The organism is Salmonella sp. 741265116_PST, assembly GCF_046567715.1.
GTDB classification, from domain to species: Bacteria; Pseudomonadota; Gammaproteobacteria; order Enterobacterales; family Enterobacteriaceae; genus Salmonella; species Salmonella enterica.
In genome coordinates, this window is the sequence record NZ_JBKFPH010000005.1 from 120,598 (window position 1) to 141,668 (window position 21,071).

General features: G+C 55.1%; 18 protein-coding genes. 5 read left to right on the top strand and 13 right to left on the bottom strand.

From position 1 onward, the window contains the following. Window positions 1-184 precede the first annotated feature (184 nt). Window positions 185-1,852 (top strand): energy-dependent translational throttle protein EttA, encoded by a 1,668-nt coding sequence (gene ettA, locus ACLD11_RS05640; RefSeq protein ID WP_000046770.1) that lies wholly within the window; start codon window positions 185-187, stop codon window positions 1,850-1,852. Window positions 1,853-1,969: 117 nt separating this feature from the next. Here the strand turns inward: ettA and nadR are convergent, their stop codons facing one another. The 3 genes from nadR to serB all read right to left on the bottom strand — a co-directional run bounded on the left by nadR (window position 1,970) and on the right by serB (window position 5,787). Next, window positions 1,970-3,202, bottom strand: coding sequence for a multifunctional transcriptional regulator/nicotinamide-nucleotide adenylyltransferase/ribosylnicotinamide kinase NadR (nadR, locus tag ACLD11_RS05645; protein ID WP_001519486.1), 1,233 nt, complete (start codon window positions 3,200-3,202; stop codon window positions 1,970-1,972). 150 nt (window positions 3,203-3,352) lie between these two features. Then, complete coding sequence (gene radA / locus ACLD11_RS05650) at window positions 3,353-4,735, bottom strand: DNA repair protein RadA (RefSeq protein ID WP_001029710.1); 1,383 nt, start codon at window positions 4,733-4,735, stop codon at window positions 3,353-3,355. Window positions 4,736-4,818: 83 nt separating this feature from the next. Further along, window positions 4,819-5,787, bottom strand: coding sequence for a phosphoserine phosphatase (serB, locus tag ACLD11_RS05655; RefSeq protein ID WP_411014650.1), 969 nt, complete (start codon window positions 5,785-5,787; stop codon window positions 4,819-4,821). A gap of 116 nt (window positions 5,788-5,903) precedes the next feature. Between serB and ACLD11_RS05660 the strand changes: the two genes are divergently transcribed. Beyond that, window positions 5,904-6,548 carry a YtjB family periplasmic protein gene (locus ACLD11_RS05660; RefSeq protein WP_000090067.1) on the top strand — a complete coding sequence of 215 codons (645 nt, stop codon included), beginning with the start codon at window positions 5,904-5,906 and terminating at the stop codon, window positions 6,546-6,548. Between the two features lie 33 nt (window positions 6,549-6,581). Further along, window positions 6,582-7,598, top strand: a complete 1,017-nt coding sequence (gene lplA, locus ACLD11_RS05665) for a lipoate--protein ligase LplA (RefSeq protein ID WP_411014651.1) — start codon at window positions 6,582-6,584, stop codon at window positions 7,596-7,598. A gap of 4 nt (window positions 7,599-7,602) precedes the next feature. On the opposite strand, the gene yjjJ is transcribed toward lplA, so the two are convergent. The 5 genes from yjjJ to deoC form a co-directional block, all read right to left on the bottom strand. Beyond that, a complete protein-coding gene (gene yjjJ / locus ACLD11_RS05670) occupies window positions 7,603-8,931 on the bottom strand; it encodes a type II toxin-antitoxin system HipA family toxin YjjJ (RefSeq protein WP_411014652.1) in 1,329 nt (442 codons plus the stop codon). 178 nt (window positions 8,932-9,109) lie between these two features. Then, window positions 9,110-9,829: a purine-nucleoside phosphorylase gene (gene deoD, locus ACLD11_RS05675; protein WP_000224865.1), complete on the bottom strand. Its 720-nt coding sequence runs from the start codon at window positions 9,827-9,829 to the stop codon at window positions 9,110-9,112. Between the two features lie 112 nt (window positions 9,830-9,941). After that, window positions 9,942-11,165 carry a phosphopentomutase gene (deoB, locus tag ACLD11_RS05680; protein WP_411014653.1) on the bottom strand — a complete coding sequence of 408 codons (1,224 nt, stop codon included), beginning with the start codon at window positions 11,163-11,165 and terminating at the stop codon, window positions 9,942-9,944. Window positions 11,166-11,216: 51 nt separating this feature from the next. Continuing rightward, window positions 11,217-12,539, bottom strand: coding sequence for a thymidine phosphorylase (gene deoA / locus ACLD11_RS05685; protein ID WP_000477838.1), 1,323 nt, complete (start codon window positions 12,537-12,539; stop codon window positions 11,217-11,219). 123 nt (window positions 12,540-12,662) lie between these two features. Next, window positions 12,663-13,442 (bottom strand): deoxyribose-phosphate aldolase, encoded by a 780-nt coding sequence (deoC, locus tag ACLD11_RS05690; RefSeq protein ID WP_001519713.1) that lies wholly within the window; start codon window positions 13,440-13,442, stop codon window positions 12,663-12,665. 259 nt (window positions 13,443-13,701) lie between these two features. On the opposite strand from deoC, the gene ACLD11_RS05695 reads away from it, so the two are divergent. Continuing rightward, on the top strand, window positions 13,702-15,252 hold the full coding sequence (locus ACLD11_RS05695; protein WP_001111690.1) for a YjjI family glycine radical enzyme: 1,551 nt from the start codon (window positions 13,702-13,704) through the stop codon (window positions 15,250-15,252). After that, window positions 15,224-16,087, top strand: coding sequence for a YjjW family glycine radical enzyme activase (locus ACLD11_RS05700; protein WP_411014654.1), 864 nt, complete (start codon window positions 15,224-15,226; stop codon window positions 16,085-16,087). The genes ACLD11_RS05695 and ACLD11_RS05700 overlap by 29 nt, the downstream gene beginning before the upstream one ends. A 32-nt stretch (window positions 16,088-16,119) precedes the next feature. Here the strand turns inward: ACLD11_RS05700 and ACLD11_RS05705 are convergent, their stop codons facing one another. The 5 genes from ACLD11_RS05705 to prfC form a co-directional block, all read right to left on the bottom strand. Beyond that, window positions 16,120-16,893 (bottom strand): metal-dependent hydrolase, encoded by a 774-nt coding sequence (locus tag ACLD11_RS05705; RefSeq protein ID WP_079966174.1) that lies wholly within the window; start codon window positions 16,891-16,893, stop codon window positions 16,120-16,122. Then, window positions 16,890-17,963, bottom strand: a complete 1,074-nt coding sequence (locus tag ACLD11_RS05710; RefSeq protein ID WP_411014667.1) for a patatin family protein — start codon at window positions 17,961-17,963, stop codon at window positions 16,890-16,892. Before ACLD11_RS05710 ends, ACLD11_RS05705 begins: the two co-directional genes overlap by 4 nt. Before the next feature lie 124 nt (window positions 17,964-18,087). Then, a complete protein-coding gene (locus ACLD11_RS05715) occupies window positions 18,088-18,249 on the bottom strand; it encodes a DUF1328 domain-containing protein (RefSeq protein WP_000490276.1) in 162 nt (53 codons plus the stop codon). 128 nt (window positions 18,250-18,377) lie between these two features. Further along, window positions 18,378-18,995 carry a molecular chaperone OsmY gene (gene osmY, locus ACLD11_RS05720; protein ID WP_411011628.1) on the bottom strand — a complete coding sequence of 206 codons (618 nt, stop codon included), beginning with the start codon at window positions 18,993-18,995 and terminating at the stop codon, window positions 18,378-18,380. Between the two features lie 401 nt (window positions 18,996-19,396). Beyond that, window positions 19,397-20,986 carry a peptide chain release factor 3 gene (gene prfC / locus ACLD11_RS05725; RefSeq protein WP_000175965.1) on the bottom strand — a complete coding sequence of 530 codons (1,590 nt, stop codon included), beginning with the start codon at window positions 20,984-20,986 and terminating at the stop codon, window positions 19,397-19,399. Between the last annotated feature and the right edge of the window lie 85 nt (window positions 20,987-21,071).

The following is a 21,071-nucleotide window of genomic DNA, read 5'->3' on the forward strand; positions in this document are numbered from 1 at the left end:
ATGCAGCATCATGCCGCGTAATGAATTTATGCTAACCAGTCATAGCCATTTGCGCCACGTTACGGACACTTTTTTACTTTTATTGCGAGTGCGATCTGCTGGCTGGGCTTAGGCAGGGAAAAAGGCTACACTTCGCCTTTGAAATCTATTCACCATCACGATAAACATAGAGGCGAAGTCCAACGTGGCTCAATTCGTTTATACCATGCATCGTGTCGGCAAAGTGGTTCCGCCGAAACGTCATATTCTGAAAAACATCTCGCTGAGCTTCTTCCCTGGCGCCAAAATCGGCGTGCTGGGCCTTAACGGCGCCGGTAAGTCCACCCTGCTGCGCATCATGGCGGGTCTCGATAAAGATATCGAGGGCGAAGCGCGCCCGCAGCCCGGCATTAAGATTGGCTACCTGCCGCAGGAACCTCAGCTAAACCCGGAACATACGGTACGCGAGTCGATTGAAGAGGCCGTTTCGGAAGTGGTTAACGCCCTCAAACGTCTGGATGAAGTGTACGCGCTGTATGCCGATCCGGATGCCGACTTCGACAAGCTGGCGGCAGAGCAAGGCCGGCTTGAAGAGATTATCCAGGCGCACGACGGTCATAACCTGAACGTGCAGCTTGAGCGCGCTGCTGACGCCCTGCGTCTGCCGGACTGGGATGCCAAAGTCGAAAAACTGTCCGGCGGCGAGCGCCGCCGCGTGGCGCTGTGCCGTCTGTTGCTGGAAAAGCCGGACATGCTGCTGCTCGACGAACCCACCAACCACCTGGATGCCGAATCTGTTGCGTGGCTGGAACGTTTCCTGCACGACTTCGAAGGCACCGTCGTGGCGATTACCCACGACCGTTACTTCCTCGATAACGTCGCCGGTTGGATTCTGGAACTTGACCGCGGCGAAGGTATTCCGTGGGAAGGCAACTACTCCTCCTGGCTGGAGCAGAAAGATCAGCGTCTGGCGCAGGAAGCGTCTGCCGAAGCGGCGCGCCGTAAATCCATTGAGAAAGAGCTGGAGTGGGTGCGTCAGGGCGCGAAAGGCCGTCAGTCGAAAGGTAAGGCGCGTCTGGCTCGCTTTGAAGAACTGAACAGCGTTGAGTATCAGAAACGTAACGAAACCAACGAACTGTTTATTCCACCAGGACCGCGTCTGGGCGACAAAGTCATTGAAGTCAGCAACCTGCGTAAATCCTACGGCGACCGCGTACTGATCGATGACCTGAGCTTCTCTGTGCCGAAAGGCGCTATCGTCGGGATCATCGGGCCAAACGGCGCGGGTAAATCGACCCTGTTCCGCATGATGTCCGGTCAGGAGCAGCCTGATAGCGGCACCATTACGCTGGGTGAAACCGTCAAGCTGGCCTCGGTCGATCAGTTCCGCGACGCGATGGACAACAGCAAAACCGTCTGGGAAGAAGTGTCCGGCGGGCTGGATATCATGAAGATCGGCAATACCGAAATGCCAAGCCGCGCCTATGTAGGCCGCTTCAACTTCAAAGGCGTCGATCAGGGCAAACGCGTTGGCGAACTGTCCGGCGGTGAGCGCGGTCGTTTGCACCTGGCGAAGCTGCTGCAGGTGGGCGGCAACGTCCTGCTGCTCGACGAACCGACGAACGACCTGGATATCGAAACCCTGCGCGCGCTGGAAAACGCCCTGCTGGAGTTCCCTGGCTGCGCGATGGTTATCTCGCACGACCGTTGGTTCCTTGACCGTATCGCCACCCACATTCTGGATTATCAGGATGAAGGTAAGGTGGAATTCTTCGAAGGCAACTTTACCGAATACGAAGAGTACAAGAAACGCACGCTGGGCGCCGAGGCGCTGGAGCCGAAGCGTATCAAGTACAAGCGTATTGCCAAATAAATGTCTGAATGCCGGGTGGCGCTTGCGCTTACCCGGCCTACAAACCCAGCGATTCCAATACGTTGTGAAACTGTAGGCCTGATAAGACGCGGTAAGCGTCGCATCAGGCATTGGTTCTTATCCCTGCTCGCCCATCATCTCTTTCACCAGTTCCACACAGCGCAAAAAGCGACCATCGTAATCAGCCTCTTTAACGTGAACGAACTCAATGTTGTTTTCTTTCAGCATCTCGACCAATAGGCTCTGGAACGCTTTACGATCCACTGAACTGCCCAGGCTTCGCAGTCCGTCAGCTACCCACGGCGTATTATTCTCCAGCAAAATCACCAGGTCGAAGCGATACTCGTCGATCAGCGCCTGGACAAAGGGATGCTCGCGCCCTTCGTATTTTTTGCAAAATGCCTGGGTGGTGACGAAATCGGTATCGATAAACGCCACTTTATTCGCATATTTCACTGCGAAATCAATATATTGCGCATGGCCCAGCGCAATTTTATCGTAGTCGGAATACTGTAACGCCATCTCATCGCCGCCCAGATGCGAAAAGACATAGTCGCGGCCATATTCCCAGGCGCTGGTGGTATTAAAAATATTGGCGAGCTTATTGACCAGCGTAGACTTGCCGCTTGATTCCCCGCCCAGAATCGCGACGGTACGCACGAAAAACGGCTTCACTTCGGTAGGAATATATTCCCAGTAACGAAACGGATTTTCGCGGATTTGCGCTCCGCTGATATTCATAAACGTGCGTTCAGGATCGACCAGCACCGTCTCAATCCCTAAATGCTCAAGATACTGCGGCGCATCAGCCTCTTCGGAAGTGTAGATCCAGCTCGGCTGTATTCCCTTCTCTGCCATAAACGCTTTAATGCCGTTGCTCCAGACGTCCCAGCCATGCGGATAAGGCTCCATCCCCTCTTCATTAAAGGCGTGGATGCGAATATTTTTTTGGTATTTGAAGGTTTGCAATAACCAGCGCAGGCGATCCGACACGGTGGGCTGCTGCGACATGGCGCTATCCTCAAACAGCCCGCGGTCGCGCGTATCGTCATATCCCATAATGATGTGCAACTCATCCACCTGGCTACAGGCGCGCTGGATCAAGTAGATGTGTCCGGTATGCAATGGATAAAATTTACCGAACACCACGCCAATGTTTTTCTGTCGGCGGGGAAACTCCAGCCCGAGAAAACGGTGTAGCGCCTCCAGTTTTTGCGCGCTGGGGCTTTTGATTTTGGCGTTAAGTAACTGACTCAGATACCCCTTGGTCATACCGCTGGCGTCAGCCACCTGTTGCAGAGTGCAACCTTGCTGCTTAATCGCGGTTTTGAGATAGTCGAACGATGACACAAGAGCCTCCTGCTGGAAAAATCGCATAACACTGCCTGATGGCGCTTCGCTTATCAGGCCTACAACATCAATCCGTATCAATCCGTAGGCCGGATAAGACGCATTGCGTCGCCATCCGGCAAATTATACAACATCACTGCATACAGCGAATTATAAGTCGTCAAACACGCTTAACGCATCTGCGAGCTTTTTAACACCGAACACCTGCATTCCTTCCGGCGGCTTTTTCGGTACGTTGGCGGCAGGCACAATCGCCCGACGAAAACCGTGTTTCGCCGCCTCGGAAATACGCTCCTGCCCGCTCGGCACCGGACGAATCTCGCCTGCCAGCCCCACTTCGCCAAACACCACCAGATCCTGCGGCAACGGCCTGTCACGCAGGCTGGAGACCATCGCCAGCAGTAAAGCCAGATCCGCGCTGGTTTCGGTGACTTTCACGCCGCCGACCACGTTGACGAAGACGTCCTGATCCGACATTTGCAGACCGCCGTGTCGGTGCAGCACCGCCAGCAGGATTGCCAGACGGTTTTGTTCCAGACCGACCGCCACGCGTCTGGGGTTCGCCATCATCGAGTGATCGACCAGCGCCTGAATCTCCACCAGCAACGGTCGCGTACCTTCCCAGACGACCATCACTGAACTACCGGAAGTGACCTCATCGCCGCGGCTTAAAAAGATGGCGGACGGATTGCTCACTTCGCGCAACCCCTGTTCGGTCATGGCGAAGACGCCCAGCTCATTGACTGCGCCAAAGCGGTTTTTGTGGCTGCGCAGCGTGCGGAAACGAGAATCGGCGTCGCCGTCGAGCAATACTGAGCAATCGATACAGTGTTCCAGCACTTTCGGCCCCGCCAGCGACCCGTCTTTGGTGACGTGGCCGACCATCACGATCGCCACGCCGCGCGTTTTGGCGAAGCGCGTCAGGTAGGCGGCCGTTTCGCGGACCTGGGCGACGCTGCCTGGCGACGACTGGATGTCCGCCATATGCATCACCTGTATGGAGTCGATCACCATCAGTTTCGGCTGTTCTTCTTCGGCAATCAGGCAAATTTGTTCGATGCTGGTTTCCGACAGCATATTCAGATTCGCCGTCGGCAGGCCAAGCCGATGCGCGCGCATCGCCACCTGCTGTAGCGATTCTTCGCCGGTGACGTACAGCGTTTTCATCTGCTCGGCGAGCTTGCACAGCGTTTGTAGCAGCAACGTTGATTTGCCCGCGCCGGGATTACCGCCAATCAAAATGGCGCTGCCGGGTACCACCCCGCCGCCCAGCACGCGGTCAAACTCTTTAAAACCGGTAGAAAAGCGCGGCAGTTCCTCAAGACTGATGTCAGACAGTTTCTGCACTTTTGATACGCCCGCACTGCCGGCGTATCCGCTCAGACGTTCGTTACGCGCCACCGTCGGCGATGCGGCAAGGCGCACCTCGGTAATGGTGTTCCAGGCATGGCAGGCGCTGCATTGCCCCTGCCAGCGCGGGTAATCGGCCCCACATTCATTACAAACAAAGGCGCGTTTTGGAGCTTTTGCCACGTTTTACCTCTTTCGTTAACGCTGTTGCCGGATGGCGCTGGCGCTTATCCGGCCTACGGTCGCCTTGCCATTGGGCAGGTTAATCATTTCTGGTTCATGCTGCCGGAGAGAATGCAAAACACGCCCATCAGATCAGCGTGGCGGATCGTAATCTCCGTCTTTTCGTTTACTTTTGGCTTGGCATGGAAGGCAATACCTAACCCTGCCGCTTTGATCATTGGCAGATCGTTAGCGCCGTCGCCAATCGCCACCGTCTGCGCCAGCGGGATGTCATGCTCTTGCGCCAGACGAAGCAAGGTATTGGCTTTACACTCAGCATCCACAATATCGCCGATAACGTGGCCGGTAAATTTACCGTCCATGATCTCCAGCTCATTGGCGACTGCCGCCGTCAGACGTAGCTGGTCACGCAGATAGTCGGCGAAGAAAGTGAAGCCGCCGGAGGCGATAGCGATTTTCCAGCCAAGCGCTTCCAGTTTTAGCACCAACTGCGTTAATCCTGGCATTAGCGGCAGATTCCCGCGCACCTGGCGCAAAATATCGGCATCCGCGCCTTTCAGCGTCGCCACGCGGCTGCGCAGGCTGGCGGTAAAATCAAGCTCGCCGCGCATCGCGCGCTCCGTCACTTCAGCCACCTTCTCACCGGTACCGGCCAGCTTCGCGATTTCATCGATACACTCAATTTGGATCGCCGTGGAATCCATATCCATCACCAGCAGCCCCGGCGTGCGCAGATGCGGAATTTTACCCAGCGGCGCGACATCCAGCTGCGCCTCATGCGCCAGCCGCGTCGCACGCGGCGTCAGCGACCCCGCCAGACGAATGACCTGATAATCCTCCACGCACCAGGCGGCGACAATCACCATTGCGGCGCCCAGTTTGGTCTGATATTGAGTTAAACGCTGCTTATCCAGCCCGCGCCCATACAGCAGCCAACCGCTGCGGCCTGCATGGTAATCCAGAGGCATCACCTCGTCGCCGCTTAAAGAAAGAGGCAAACCAGGCCATAAAGAGACATCTTCAGGCAGATCGCACCAGGTAATGTTAGGCATTAAAGCTCCTGTAAATCGTTCAGGCCGGTAACCGCCCCGCGGAAAATAACGCATGAGGCTACCTTGTAACCATCGCTTCTGGCAACATTAAGCCTCAAATTTTCAGCAGGTGGAATATGGCTCGCGCAAAACTGAAATTTCGGCTGCATCGTGCAGTCATTGTATTGTTCTGTCTCACACTGCTCGTCGCGCTTATGCAGGGCGCGTCCTGGTTCAGTCAAAACCACCAGCGACAGCGCAATCCGCAGCTGGAAGAGCTGGCCCGCACGCTGGCGCGCCAGGTGACGCTCAACATCGCCCCGCTGATGCGCAGCGAAACACCGGATGAAAATCGCATCAACGCCGTGCTGCGTCAGCTCACGCAAGAGAGCCGTATTCTGGATGCCGGCGTCTATGATGAACAGGGCGATCTTATTACTCGCGCTGGCGAAAGCGTCAATGTGCGCGACAGGCTGGCGCTGGATGGCAAAAAAGCGGGCAGCTATTTTAACCAACAAATTGTCGAGCCTATCCAGGGGAAAAACGGCCCCTTGGGTTACCTGCGTCTGACGCTGGATACCCACACGCTGGCCACCGAAGCAAAACAGGTCGATAACACCACCAACATTCTACGCCTGATGCTGCTACTCTCGCTGGCGATAGGCGTGGTGCTGACGCGTACCTTGCTACAAGGTAAACGCACCCGCTGGCAGCAGTCGCCCTTCCTGTTAACGGCCAGCAAGCCTGTTCCGGAAGAGGAAGAGCGTGAGGAAAAAGAGTAAAATGACGGCTTAATAAAGGTAAGGAAAACCACCATGACAACATTACGCCTGCTTATTTCTGACTCTTATGACCCCTGGTTTAACCTGGCGGTCGAGGAGTGCATTTTCCGCCAGATGCCCGCCACCCAGCGCGTGCTGTTCCTGTGGCGCAACGCGGATACGGTGGTCATTGGACGCGCGCAAAACCCGTGGAAAGAGTGTAATACGCGGCGTATGGAAGAAGATAACGTCCGTCTGGCCCGCCGTAGCAGCGGCGGCGGCGCGGTATTCCATGACCTCGGTAATACCTGCTTTACCTTTATGACCGGTAAACCGGAATACGATAAAACCATCTCCACCCATATTGTGCTCGCGGCGCTGAATTCGCTGGGTGTCATGGCCGATGCTTCGGGACGCAACGATCTGGTCGTAAAAACGCCGGACGGCGATCGCAAAGTCTCCGGTTCAGCCTATCGCGAAACCAAAGATCGCGGCTTCCATCACGGTACGCTGCTGCTGAACGCCGACCTCAGCCGTCTGGCGAACTATCTGAATCCGGATAAAAAGAAACTTGCGGCGAAAGGGATTACCTCCGTTCGCTCCCGCGTGGCTAATCTTACCGAGCTATTACCGGGTATCACCCATGAACAGGTCTGCCAGGCGGTCACGGAAGCCTTTTTCGCCCATTACGGCGAACGCGTCGACGCGGAAGTGATCTCACCGGATAAAACGCCGGATCTACCGAATTTTGCCGAAACCTTTGCGCGCCAGAGCAGTTGGGAGTGGAATTTCGGCCAGGCCCCGGCGTTCAGCCATCTACTGGACGAGCGTTTCACCTGGGGCGGCGTCGAGCTGCATTTTGACGTCGAGAAAGGTGTGATTACCCGCGCACAAGCGTTTACCGATAGCCTGAACCCGGCACCGCTGGAAGCCTTAGGCGAGCGTTTACAAGGCTGCCAGTATCGAGTGGATGTGTTGGAGCAGGCCTGCGAATCTTTAATTGCTGAATTCCCGGCTCAGAAAGGTGAGCTGCGGGAACTGGCTGCGTGGATGGCTCAAGCTGTACGCTAAGCGTCTACGCCAGCCGCCCGATGGTCTGCGCGGCTAACTTCAATTTTCCCACCATCGCGCGGGCAATCTCCTGAAAGCCCGCGCTGATGCGTTTATCATCAGCGACCAGCACCCAAAAGCGCTCGGCCAACGGCAAGGCAAATTCCCACGCTTTCTTATCGATTGTGGCCTCCACACGAAGGTCGACAGGCGCGTAGCGCAACATGCCCGATGCCGCCGGAGCGTAAGCCATCGGCAACATATCATAGACAGGCGCGAGCGCCATCGGGGCATCGGAGTAATAAAACGAGAGGTTACCCGCATGCATATCGCTGTTGGCGATAAGCCGACCAAACGCCCAAATTTTCTCAATTTGCTGATGGGCAACAGCATCTATAATGCCCTGCCCGGCAAGCCGATGCGTGACCACCGGCCAGATGCCTGGCGAAGATGCATACTCGCCTTGCAACGCCTCCAGGGAAACAATTTGCCGACGACCACGTATCCCGGTGCAGTCGAAGCGAATGCTTTCCAGAAAGACCTGTCCTCCCTCGCTGCAAATAGCCGTGGCTGAGCTGGCGTTGATGCTGGCAGCAGAAAGCACGGCTAATGCGATGGACTCGGCAATCAAGAGGTCGCTCCAGCGTTCAGAAACGGCGTTCCTTTCACGCGCGCTGAATTTCACCAGTACGTTCTGATTGCCCCATCTTGTTTCTGCAAAACAGGCAAATTTAGGCTGCTCACCACCAGCTGAAGAGCCGATGACCTCACCTGCGAGCGCATCTTCCGCCAGTTGTTGATAGCGGTTGAGTTTTTCGGCCTGCATAATCGCCGTCGCATCCGGCGCGGTCACCCAACGCTGGTAATTTTCCTCACCCACGATCCAGCCGCCCGCATTCTCACCCTGATACGCCCGCAGCGCATACAGGACTTCATCCTCTTGCCACAACCGGATGTCATCAGGCAAATGCGCATACCCAGCCACGGCCCTTCCCCAGGCTCGCCCAAGGAATCCCTGTGGCCGAAGATCGGTCAGATACCATGGCAGGCTGTCAAACCATTGCCATTCACCTGTATCAAGCGCAACCAGGCAACTCCCCTGAGGCCAACACGGATAAAGAACGCCAAACTTAGCGGCCTGCCCTTGTGCATTGACCTTCCAGAGGGGAAAGGCCGCGACGCCGCGAACAGGCCGAACAAGCGCGTAGCGCGTTGCACGAGCTTTACCAAACTGGATGACGTCCTGATGCGCGGAAACCAGACGAGAGAACGTCGCCTGACTAATGGCCAGCGATGATCTTAATTCAGCGGCGGAACTCGGCCCCTGTAAGAGCAAATCGGTTAATGCGCTCATAGATGAATAGATTAATGAATAGATACTTGAATGGATTTAAGGACACAGACCTTTGATTGTCAATACAAACAAAGAGAGAGCGAGAGGAAAGATGAATAGATTATCAGAAGAGATTTGATATAACGCTGACATTACCCGGACCAGGCCTTGACGCACCTCGTCCGGGTCGATTTACTGCTTACTCCTGGTCGCCCAGCAACACAGATTCCAGCGCGATTTTGATCATGTCGTTGAAGGTCGTCTGACGCTCAGCGGCAGTGGTCTGCTCGTGGGTACGGATGTGGTCGGACACGGTGCAGATAGTCAGCGCTTTCGCACCGAACTCAGCCGCAACGCCGTAGATGCCCGCCGCTTCCATCTCTACGCCCAGTACGCCGTATTTTTCCATCACGTCGAACATTTCGCCGTCCGGAGAGTAGAACAGGTCTGCGGAGAACAGGTTGCCCACGCGCGCATCTACGCCCAGCGCTTTCGCCGCGTCAACCGCGTTACGTACCATGTCGAAGTCAGCGATAGCCGCGAAGTCATGATCTTTAAAACGGATACGGTTCACTTTGGAGTCGGTGCAGGCACCCATACCGATCACCACGTCGCGCAGTTTGACGTCCATGCGCACAGCGCCGCAGGAGCCGACGCGAATGATTTTCTTCACGCCGAAATCGGTGATCAGCTCTTTGGTGTAGATGGAGCAGGACGGGATACCCATACCGTGGCCCATCACGGAGATCTTACGGCCTTTGTAAGTCCCGGTGAAACCTAACATGCCGCGAACGTTGTTCACTTCGCGGACATCTTCGAGGAAAGTCTCAGCAATGTGCTTCGCACGCAGCGGGTCGCCCGGCATCAATACGACGTCAGCGAAATCACCCATTTCTGCATTAATATGTGGAGTTGCCATCTTCAGTTCCCTTTAAATTTGTTGTTATTGCCTGATGGCGGCTACGCCTTATCAGGCCTACAAAACGGTTCCTCGTAGGCCGGATAAGCGTAGCGCCATCCGGCAACGGGTATCACAGCATGTTTTTACCGTAGTCCATTGGCGATGTACCAAAGTAGGTCGCCAGCGTCTGGCCGATATCCGCGAAGGTTTCACGGTGACCTAAAGAGCCAGGTTTGACTTTTGGACCGTAGACCAGCACCGGAATGTGCTCACGGGTATGGTCAGTACCGGTCCAGCTCGGGTCACAGCCGTGGTCAGCGGTCAGGATCAGAATGTCATCTTCACCCACCAGCTCCATCAGCTCCGGCAGACGGCGGTCAAACAGCTCCAGACCTGCGGCGTAGCCCGCGATGTCGCGACGGTGGCCCCAGGAAGAGTCGAAGTCAACGAAGTTAGTGAAGACGATGGTTTTATCGCCCGCTTCTTTCATCTCTTTGAGGGTCGCGTCGAACAGCGCGTCCAGACCGGTCGCTTTCACTTTCTTAGTGATGCCGCAGTTGGCGTAGATGTCGGCAATCTTACCGACGGACACCACGTGGCCCTGTTTTTCATCGACCAGTTTCTGCAGCACGGTCGGCGCTGGCGGTTCTACGGCCAGGTCGTGACGGTTGCCGGTACGCTGGAAGTTACCGGCCTTGTCGCCGATAAACGGACGCGCGATCACGCGGCCAATGTTGTAGCCGCCTTCGGTCAGCTCTTCACGGGCGATTTCGCACAGCTCGTAGAGTTTATCCAGGCCAAAGGTCTCTTCGTGGCAGGCAATCTGGAACACGGAGTCAGCGGAGGTGTAAAAAATCGGCTTGCCGGTTTTCATGTGCTCTTCGCCGAGCTGGTCCAGAATGACCGTACCGGAAGAGTGGCAGTTACCGAGATAGCCCGGCAGGTTGGCGCGTTTTACCAGCTTATCCAGCAGTTCCTGCGGGAAGCTGTTTTCGTGGTCGCTGAAATAACCCCAGTCAAACAGAACCGGAACACCGGCGATTTCCCAGTGGCCAGACGGCGTATCTTTCCCGGAGGACAGTTCGTGCGCCCATGCGTATGCGCCAATAACGTCCGCGTTGCCGTCCATGCCGGCGGCAATTTTACCGGTAGAGCCTTCATGCGCTTTCACCAGCCCCAGACGAGTCAGGTTAGGCAGATTCAACGGGCCCTTACGGCCATTGTCAGCTTCGCCTTTGGCGCAAGCTTCTGCGATGTGGCCCAGAGTGTCGGAACCTACGTCGCCAAAACGATCCGCGTCTTCAGTAGCGCCGATGCCGAATGAGTCCAGCACCATAATAAATGCACGTTTCATATCTTCTCCGTACTTAGTGCTTCAAAAATAATTGATCAGATCAGTATACAACTATTCAGTAATTCGACGATAGACCGAAGGTGTGCTTGCTGGCGCTTTATCGTCAAGGATAATTGCCGCTTTGACGGCCTTCGCCGCTTCCTGCCAACTGGCTTCGTCTTTGGCATGAATCACCGCCAGCGGGCGCTGCCCGTCGATGCTGTCGCCCAGACGGGCCATGTCGGTAAAGCCAACGCTGTAATCAATGGTATCAGACGCCTGACGACGGCCGCCGCCCATCGAGACGACCGCCATCCCCAGCGCACGCGTATCCATTGCGCTGATAAACCCTTCGGTATCAGCATATACCGCTTTGCTCAACATGGCGGTCGGCAAGTATTTATCGTAGTTCTCAACGAAATCGCTTGGCCCTTTCTGCGCGGCCACCATACGACCAAAGACTTCTGCCGCTTTACCGTTATCCAGCACCGCCTGTAATTTCGCACGCGCTTCGGCGTCGTCTTTCGCCAGCTGGCCGGAGATCAGCATCTCCACACATAGCGCCATAGTGACGTCAAACAAGCGCGGATTGCGGTATTCACCGGTCAGGAACTGCACGGCTTCACGCACTTCCACCGCGTTACCGGCGCTCGAAGCCAGCACCTGGTTCATATCGGTTAACAACGCCGTAGTGCGAACTCCCGCGCCGTTTGCCACGCCGACAATCGCTTCAGCAAGGGCTTCAGAAAGTTCATAGGTCGGCATAAACGCGCCGCTGCCGACTTTGACGTCCATTACCAGCGCATCCAGTCCTTCGGCCAGTTTCTTGGCGAGGATGGAACCGGTGATCAGCGGAATAGAGTCCACCGTCGCGGTAATATCGCGGGTGGCGTAAAAACGTTTGTCCGCCGGTGCAAGCGAGCTGGTTTGCCCAATAATCGCCACACCCACGTCTTGAATAATTTCGCGGAAACGGTTGTCGTCCGGGAAGATATCGAAGCCCGGGATCGCTTCCAGTTTGTCGAGCGTACCGCCGGTATGTCCGAGACCGCGACCGGAGATCATCGGCACATAACCGCCGCAGGCCGCTACCATTGGCCCCAACATCAGAGACGTCACGTCCCCTACGCCGCCGGTCGAATGCTTATCGACAATCGGGCCATTGAGATTCAGGCTTTTCCAGTCAAGGACAGTACCGGAATCCCGCATCGCCATGGTCAGCGAAACACGCTCCGGCATGGTCATATCGTGGAAGAAGATGGTCATCGCCAGGGCGGCAATCTGCCCTTCAGAGATAGTATTGTCACGAATACCATTGATAAAGAAACGAATTTCTTCGTCACTCAACGCATGACCATCACGCTTTTTACGAATAATTTCTTGTGCGAGAAACACGGTACCCTCCTGAGGGAAAAGAGTAGAAGGCTTACATCGCCGGATGGCGGCTAACGCCTTATCCGGCCTACAGGCCTGGATTTGTAGGCCGGATAAGCGCAGCGCCATCCGGCAAATCAGAGCTTAGTAGCTGCTGGCGCTCTTACCGTCGCCGTGACCCAGCGCTTTCAGCAGGCTTGCCAGCAGGCTGGATGCGCCAAAGCGGTAGTGACGAGAATCTGCCCAGTCAGCGCCAAACAGTTCGTCTGCAATCGCGAGGAATTTCTGCGCGTCTTCCGCCGTACGTACGCCGCCCGCCGGTTTGAAGCCAACGGTTTTGGAAACGCCCATGTCGCGGATCACTTCCATCATGATGCGCGCGCTTTCCGGCGTAGCGTTTACCGGCACTTTACCGGTAGAGGTTTTGATGAAATCCGCACCGGCTTTGATGGAGATTTCAGAGGCTTTGCGAATCAGCGCCTCTTCTTTCAGCTCGCCGGTTTCGATGATCACTTTCAGCAATACGTTCGCTGCGGCACAAGCGTCTTTACAGGCTTTTACCAGGTCAAAACCCACCTGCTCGTTACCGGCGATCAACGCGCGGTACGGGAATACCACGTCCACTTCGTCAGCGCCGTAGGCGATCGCCGCACGGGTTTCCGCCAGCGCAATATCGATGTCATCATTGCCATGCGGGAAGTTAGTCACCGTTGCAATGCGGATGTCCGGCGTACCTTGTTCTTTCAGAGTTTTACGCGCAATCGGGATAAAACGCGGGTAAATACAAATCGCCGCCGTATTCCCGACCGGGGTTTTTGCCTGATGACACAACGCGATCACTTTTTCATTGGTGTCGTCATCGTTCAGAGTGGTCAGATCCATCAGTTTGAGCGCACGCAGGCTGCTTGCTTTTAAATCAGTCATGACATTCTCCAACGGCATTGCCGTATAAAATTTCACCTTGCGAGTCTGTTAATATTCTAACATTCACTCGCGATTACACTTCGATATACATCACAGTTAATGAAAACTACGTACAAATTTGCATTACTGTAATGAGATCTGAATCAAATTATCCCGCCGTCATCGTCTGTTCTTCGGGCGATAAGCGCATCAGGATCAAAGTCGGTTTGCCGCCATTTTCTACAATAGCGCATCATCCCGGCATAAAGAGGAAACGAAGATGCCTGCCTCATGCGAAACTGCGCTCCAGCAGCGTTGCCAGCAAATTGTGACCAGCCCGGTGCTCACGCCTGAACAAAAACGCCATTTTCTGGCGCTGGAAGCTGAAAACGCCCTGCCTTATCCCACCCTGCCGGAAGATGCCCGCCAGGCGCTGGATGAAGGCGTCATTTGCGATATGTTTGAGGGGCACGCCCCCTTCAAACCGCGCTACGTGTTGCCCGATTACGCCCGATTTCTGGCTAACGGTTCACAGTGGCTGGAACTGGAAGGCGCGAAAGATCTGGATGATGCGTTATCCCTACTCACCATTCTGTATCATCACGTTCCTTCCGTGACGTCCATGCCGGTTTATCTCGGCCAGCTTGATGCGTTGCTGCAACCGTATGTTAGAATTCTAACACAAGATGCGATCGATATTCGAATAAAACGTTTCTGGCGTTATCTCGACAGAACGCTGCCAGACGCCTTTATGCATGCCAATATTGGCCCTGCCGATACGCCTGTCACACGAGCAATTTTGCGCGCTGATGCCGAGCTAAAGCAGGTGGCGCCTAACCTGACGTTTATCTACGATGCGGAAATTACGCCGGACGATCTGCTGCTGGAGGTCGCAAAAAACATTTGCGAATGCAGTAAGCCACACATTTCCAATGGCCCTGTAAATGATAAAATTTTCACAAAAGGCCATTATGGCATCGTCAGTTGTTATAACTCGCTACCGCTTGGCGGCGGCGGCAGTACGCTGGTACGTCTCAACCTGAAAGCCGTGGCAGAACGCAGTACGTCTGTCGATGACTTCTTTTCACGCACGCTACCGCACTACTGCCGACAGCAGATCGCCATCATTAATTCACGATGTGAATTCCTCTATGAAAAGTCACATTTCTTTGAGAATAGCTTTCTTGTACAGGAAGGTTTGATCGATCCCGAACGTTTTGCGCCGATGTTCGGTATGTACGGGCTGGCGGAAGCCGTGAACCTGCTGTGCGAAAACGCGGGCCTGACCGCCCGTTACGGCAAGAATGAAACGGCGAACGAGCTGGGCTACCGTATCAGCGCCCAACTGGCGGATTTCGTCGAAAATACGCCAGTGAAGTATGGCTGGAAGCAACGGGCGCTGCTCCATGCCCAGTCTGGCATCAGTTCCGATATCGGCACTACGCCGGGCGCGCGTCTGCCGTATGGCGATGAACCGGACCCTATCACCCATTTGCAAACCGTCGCACCGCACCATGCCTTTTATCATGCCGGGATCAGCGACATTCTGACGCTGGACGAAACCATCAAGCGTAATCCGCAGGCGTTGGTCCAGCTTTGTCTTGGCGCGTTCAAAGCCGGGATGCGGGAATTTACCGCCAATGTCAGCGGTAACGATCTGGTGCGCGTCACCGGTTATATGGTGCGCCTGTCGGATCTGGCGAAATTTCGCGCCGAAGGCTCGCGCACGAATACCACCTGGCTGGGAGAAGAAGCCGCACGTAATACCCGCATCCTGGAACGACAGCCACGCGTAGTCAGCCATGAACAACAGATGCGCTTTAGTCAGTAAGATCATTGCGTTTTCCTGCGTCGATGGGCCAGGCAGCCGCCTGGCATTATTCTTACAGGGCTGCAATTTGCGCTGCAAGAATTGCCATAACCCGTGGACGATGGGACGCTGTAACGACTGCGGGGAATGCGTATCGCAGTGTCCGCACCACGCCCTCAGCGTTGATGGCGGGAAAGTGGTATGGCGGTCGGACGTCTGCGAGCAGTGCGATACCTGCCTGAAAATGTGCCCACAGCAGGCAACGCCAATGGCGCAAACCATGAGCGTTGACGATGTGCTGCGTCATATTCGTAAAGCATCGCTGTTTATTGAAGGTATTACCGTCAGCGGCGGAGAGGCGACCACGCAATTACCGTTTATTGTGGCGCTATTTACGGCGATCAAAGCCGATCCACAGTTACAACGGCTGACCTGTCTGGTGGACAGTAATGGTCAGTTAAGCGAGACCGGCTGGCAAAAACTACTGCTGGTTTGTGACGGCGTAATGCTCGATCTGAAAGCCTGGAAGAGCGAGTGTCATCACCGTCTGACCGGACGTGATAACACGCATATTAAGCACAGTATCCGCTTTCTTGCTGCGCGGGGAAAACTGGCGGAGCTGCGGTTGCTGGTTATCCCGGGTCAGGTGGACTATGCGGCGCATATCGATTCACTGGCGGCATTTATTACTTCGCTGGGCGAGGTTCCGGTGCGTCTGAATGCCTTTCATGCGCATGGCGTCTATGGCGAAGCGAAAGCCTGGCCAGGCGCGACGCCGCAAGAGGTGGAACGGCTGGCTGACGGATTGCGCGCGCGTGGGGTGGCGAAGCTGATTTTGCCGGCGCTATATTTGTAAGCGTCGCCTGCCAGATGGCGGCTGCGATGCCCTCAGAGCCGAAACAAGGTAATGGTATTGCGATACAGCGTATCGGCTATCACCTCTGCGGGCTCCGGACGTAATTCACAGAGCGCATCAAATACGCGCGCCGCCTGCTCCGGGCGGTTCGGCTGCCCCTGAAACCCCTTTAGCGGCATATCCGGCGCATCGGTCTCCAGCAACAGCGCGTCCAGCGGCAACCGCGCCATAACATCACGGGTTTTACTGGCGCGCGGGTAGGTGATGGTGCCGCCGACGCCGATTTTATAGCCCAGTCGCACAAAGCGTTCGGCCTGTTGCAGACTGCCGGCAAAACCATGCACCACACCGGTTCGCGGCAGATCCTGGCGCTTTACGTGCATCGCCAGTTTGTCATGCGTGCGCCGCGAGTGCAGGATCACCGGCAGATCGTAGCGTTTTGCCAGTTGCAGTTGCGCGTCTAAAAATCGCTCTTGCCTGGCGAACTGCGGATCGTCGCGATAGAGATCGAGACCGATCTCGCCTACCGCCACGACGTTCTGTTGTTGCGCCAGCGCCTGTTGTAGCTTATCAGGATCGTCATCGGCATGACGCTCAATCACAATGGGGTGCAATCCCAGCGCAGCATAAAGCGACGGGAAACGCGCCGCCAGCGCCAGCACGCGGGGGAAGTGAGCCGCCTCGGTCGCCGGCACGATGATTTTTTCAACGCCCGCTTCACAGGCACGCTGAATACTGGCGCGCTCATCGCCCGTAAAGGGCGGGAAATCAAAGTGGCAATGCGTATCGATAAAGCGCCAGCTCACGCCAGATCCTCGTCGGTAAATGTGGTGTCGTTTGCCTGCGGCGCGCTAATGACCTCCGCCACATGCGTATCATTGGCCACCGGCGCCGGAGGCACGACCACCGTTTCCGGCACAGCAATCCGCGACTTATGGCGCAAGAGAGGCGGCGTTGCGGCGAGCAATTTACCAACGGTGGCAAGGAAATAACGCCCGCATAATTGCCCGGTTTTGTAATCCTCACGCAGCGCCGGGATACGGCTGCCCAGCGCCATGCTGTGCAGCGGTTTCGGCGGATAAATTTCAATGATCCGCAGCTTACCCGGCGGCTTTTCAATAAATTGTTGGATCGCGCTGTAGGACGTTTCATGATGCTGCACCAGGTTGACCAACGGCTGTAGACTGCTCTCTCCCAGCCAGCGCTCCATACGCTTAAACCACTGCGGCGTGTAATACATTTGCGAGGGTACGGTGCGGATCACCACAATGGTTTTCGCCCCCCGCTTTGCCGCCTCCTGAACCGGAATGGCGTCGCTAATGCCACCGTCCAGATAGTTGATGCCCTCTAACGTAACGCCGGTACGGTAGAAACCCGGTATGGCGCTGGAGGCGCGAATGATATCAAGCCAGTTTTGTTTTGTCGGCGAGAAATAGCCCGGCGTGTAATCATCCCCCCGGCAGGCGCACATATAAAAGGATTTTCCGCTGTCGAACAGGCGCGCTGCGGTATCCATCTGCAGCGGCATTCGGGCGGCGGTGGACTCCACCAGCCAGTCGAGGTCAATAAGGTTTCCTCCGCGTACAAATCGCAGCGGATCAAAAAATTCGCGCCTGGTGGTATAGCGCATAATGACTTTGCGCCCGTAGCCGGGCTGGTTGCAGAGATACGCCGAGAGATTTTGCGCACCGGCTGATGTGCCGAAGTAGAGATGGAAAGGATTAAACTGCGCGCGCATAAACTCATCCAGCACGCCTGCGGTAAAGATGCCCCGCTGCCCGCCACCCTCGCAGACCAGCGCCATACGGCCTGGCCGGAACGGTGTTAATGATAACGGCGCAATATTGCCGAGCGTAACCGGTATTCGCTGGCCCACCTCTGCCTTCCTGTTTTTCATTTTTTTTCCAGGCTGACAAGGTAACGCAAAACGTTAACGGCTAAAACCGTAAAAGCCAGTCCGCTGGACTGGCTTGATAGCAATATATCTTTACAGCTGCCTGCTAGGGTCGTTTACGGCCCATGAACAGGCTGACCAGGAAGAGCACGATCCCGACGACGAAGACGATTTTCGCCGCGCCGGCAGCCGTACCAGCCAGTCCACCAAAACCCAATGCGGCGGCAATTAACGCGATAACCAGAAATATGATGCCCCAACGAAACATAAGCCTCTCCTTTACCATAGTTAATGTCGACCGCTAAATATGAGCGCTCAGGCTACTCATTCGCGATATTTTTAGTGTGGTGCACATTACGCCTCCCGACAAACGTCGGGAGGACGAATTACGACGAATTACTGAACTTTCAGATCGTTTTTAACACTTTTTACGCCATCAACGGCTTTCGCGATGCTTTCAGCGCGGTCGCTTTGTTCCTGAGTTTCAACGGTACCGGAGAGCTGTACGACACCATCGGTCGTTTCCACTTTCACTTTACGGGAAGGGACGAGATCGTCCGCCAGCAACTTGGCTTTGACTTCACTGGTCGTGGCCGTATCGCCGGCATAGCCTTTCATGGAACCTTCTTTATTGTCGCGAACATGAAGTTTGTCGCTAACGGAGGTCACGCCTTCTACGCCTTTCGCCACTTTCACGGCGGCTTCAGCCTGCGCCTGGCTTTCTACAAAGCCGCTCAGGGTGACGACTTTCTGATTGGTTTCGACAGAAATATCGGTGCTTTTAATATTGTCATGGTCTACCAGCGCAGCTTTGACTTTCGCAGTGATGGCGCTGTCATCCATGAAGTTACCGACTTTATTCATAGAGCTATCGACTTTTTGCCCTGTGGTTTCGGTTCCGCTTTGCGCCTTGTCCGTTGTTGCGTTTTCTGCAAAGGCAGAACCTGTCGCAACAGCAGAGGTCAACATTACGGCCAGCAGAGTTTTAGAAATCTTCAGTCTTGTCATAGTCATCGATTTTGTCCTGTATAGTTTGCTCGTAATTTGAGCTCAGGCAACACGAGGTTGCATTGCTGAATGCGGTGAAACTCACCGGTTTCTGAAGTCAATGACTGGCATCACATTCGTGAATTTGTAACGACGCGTCGCCTGCCACCCTTCCGTTTCAGTTATTAATATCGTGACTGAAACAAATCTCAGCTTTAAGCTCTCATATTCACGCATTGAACAGGCATTAAAGCCGACATTTATGTCATCACTTTGTTAAATATAGATCACAATTTTAAAATCGCTTGTCGGTGCGTATAAAAAACAGGCAGATCGGAGAAAAAACGCGGGATTTAAGAACATTCCGTAAGCGGTTAAAAAGGCAGGGAAAGTACGAAGGCGCGGCGGATGCCGCGCCCGGAAAGGGATCAGTGTTCGCGCGTTTTACGGAACTGAACGTCAGGGTAACGTTCCTGGGTCAGGTTCAGGTTAACCATCGTGGGGGCGATATAGGTAAGGTTGTCGCCGCCATCCAGCGCCAGTTGCGTTTCATTCTTACGCTTAAACTCTTCGAATTTCTTCGCATCGGCGCTTTCCACCCAGCGCGCCGTCGCCACGTTGACGGATTCATAAATCGCCTCAACGTTGTATTCGCTTTTCAGGCGCGCGACAACAACGTCAAACTGCAAAACGCCCACGGCGCCGACAATCAGATCGTTGTTGGAGATGGGACGGAATACCTGAACCGCCCCCTCTTCAGAAAGCTGCACCAGCCCTTTCAGTAGCTGCTTCTGCTTGAGCGGATCTTTCAGGCGAATACGACGGAACAGTTCCGGCGCAAAGTTCGGGATACCGGTAAACTTCATCATCTCGCCCTGAGTGAAGGTATCGCCGATCTGAATGGTGCCGTGGTTATGCAGACCCAAAATATCGCCCGGGTACGCTTCTTCAACGTGCGAACGGTCGCCCGCCATAAAAGTTAACGCGTCGGAAATCACCACATCTTTGCCGGTACGGACCTGGCGTAGCTTCATGCCCTTCTCATACTTACCGGAAACCACGCGCATAAACGCCACGCGGTCGCGGTGTTTCGGGTCCATATTGGCCTGAATTTTAAAGACAAAACCGGTGAATTTCTCTTCCGAGGCTTCCACTGTGCGGGTATCGGTTTGACGCGGCATCGGCGCGGGCGCCCACGCCACTAAACCATCCAGCATATGGTCAACGCCAAAGTTACCCAGCGCGGTACCGAAAAATACCGGGGTAATTTCCCCTGCCAGGAACAGCTCTTCATCAAACTCGTTAGACGCGCCCTGCACCAGTTCCAGCTCGTCGCGCAGCTGTTGCGCCAGATCTTCACCGACGGCGGCATCCAGATCCGGGTTATTCAGCCCTTTAACGATGCGCACTTCCTGAATGGTGTGGCCCTTACCGGTCTGATACAGATAAGTTTCATCTTTATAAAGGTGATAAACGCCCTTAAACAGCTTGCCGCAGCCAATCGGCCAGGTGATCGGCGCGCAGCCGATTTTCAGCTCATTTTCCACTTCATCCAGCAGCTCCATCGGGTCGCGGATGTCACGGTCGAGTTTGTTCATAAAGGTCAGGATCGGCGTATCACGCAGACGGGTAACTTCCATCAGCTTACGAGTCCTGTCTTCAACACCTTTTGCGGCGTCGATCACCATCAGACAGCAGTCCACCGCCGTCAGGGTACGGTAGGTATCTTCGGAGAAGTCTTCGTGCCCCGGGGTGTCCAGCAGGTTCACCAGACAGTCGTGATACGGGAACTGCATCACCGAGGTGGTGATAGAGATACCACGCTGTTTTTCCATCTCCATCCAGTCAGATTTTGCATGTTGGCTGGAGCCACGGCCTTTTACCGTACCGGCGGTCTGAATCGCCTGTCCGAACAGCAACACTTTTTCGGTAATGGTGGTTTTACCGGCGTCCGGGTGAGAAATAATGGCAAAAGTGCGGCGTTTGGCCACCTCTTGCAAATAAGGAGACAACGTCATAGTCAAATCTTCTTGAGTAAGCGCGGCGTTTGACCACGCATGTTGAATACGAAAAATGCGGCTATTTTACCCATCAACCTGGGGG

Excerpts from the sequence above, each read along its gene's own strand:
- serB (WP_411014650.1), bottom strand. The coding sequence starts at position 5,787 with ATGCCTAACATTACCTGGTGCGATCTGCCTGAAGATGTCTCTTTATGG.
- ACLD11_RS05660 (WP_000090067.1), top strand. The coding sequence starts at position 5,904 with ATGGCTCGCGCAAAACTGAAATTTCGGCTGCATCGTGCAGTCATTGTA.
- lplA (WP_411014651.1), top strand. The coding sequence starts at position 6,582 with ATGACAACATTACGCCTGCTTATTTCTGACTCTTATGACCCCTGGTTT.
- yjjJ (WP_411014652.1), bottom strand. The coding sequence starts at position 8,931 with ATGAGCGCATTAACCGATTTGCTCTTACAGGGGCCGAGTTCCGCCGCT.
- deoD (WP_000224865.1), bottom strand. The coding sequence starts at position 9,829 with ATGGCAACTCCACATATTAATGCAGAAATGGGTGATTTCGCTGACGTC.
- deoB (WP_411014653.1), bottom strand. The coding sequence starts at position 11,165 with ATGAAACGTGCATTTATTATGGTGCTGGACTCATTCGGCATCGGCGCT.
- deoC (WP_001519713.1), bottom strand. The coding sequence starts at position 13,442 with ATGACTGATTTAAAAGCAAGCAGCCTGCGTGCGCTCAAACTGATGGAT.
- ACLD11_RS05695 (WP_001111690.1), top strand. The coding sequence starts at position 13,702 with ATGCCTGCCTCATGCGAAACTGCGCTCCAGCAGCGTTGCCAGCAAATT.
- ACLD11_RS05700 (WP_411014654.1), top strand. The coding sequence starts at position 15,224 with ATGAACAACAGATGCGCTTTAGTCAGTAAGATCATTGCGTTTTCCTGC.
- ACLD11_RS05715 (WP_000490276.1), bottom strand. The coding sequence starts at position 18,249 with ATGTTTCGTTGGGGCATCATATTTCTGGTTATCGCGTTAATTGCCGCC.
- osmY (WP_411011628.1), bottom strand. The coding sequence starts at position 18,995 with ATGACTATGACAAGACTGAAGATTTCTAAAACTCTGCTGGCCGTAATG.
- prfC (WP_000175965.1), bottom strand. The coding sequence starts at position 20,986 with ATGACGTTGTCTCCTTATTTGCAAGAGGTGGCCAAACGCCGCACTTTT.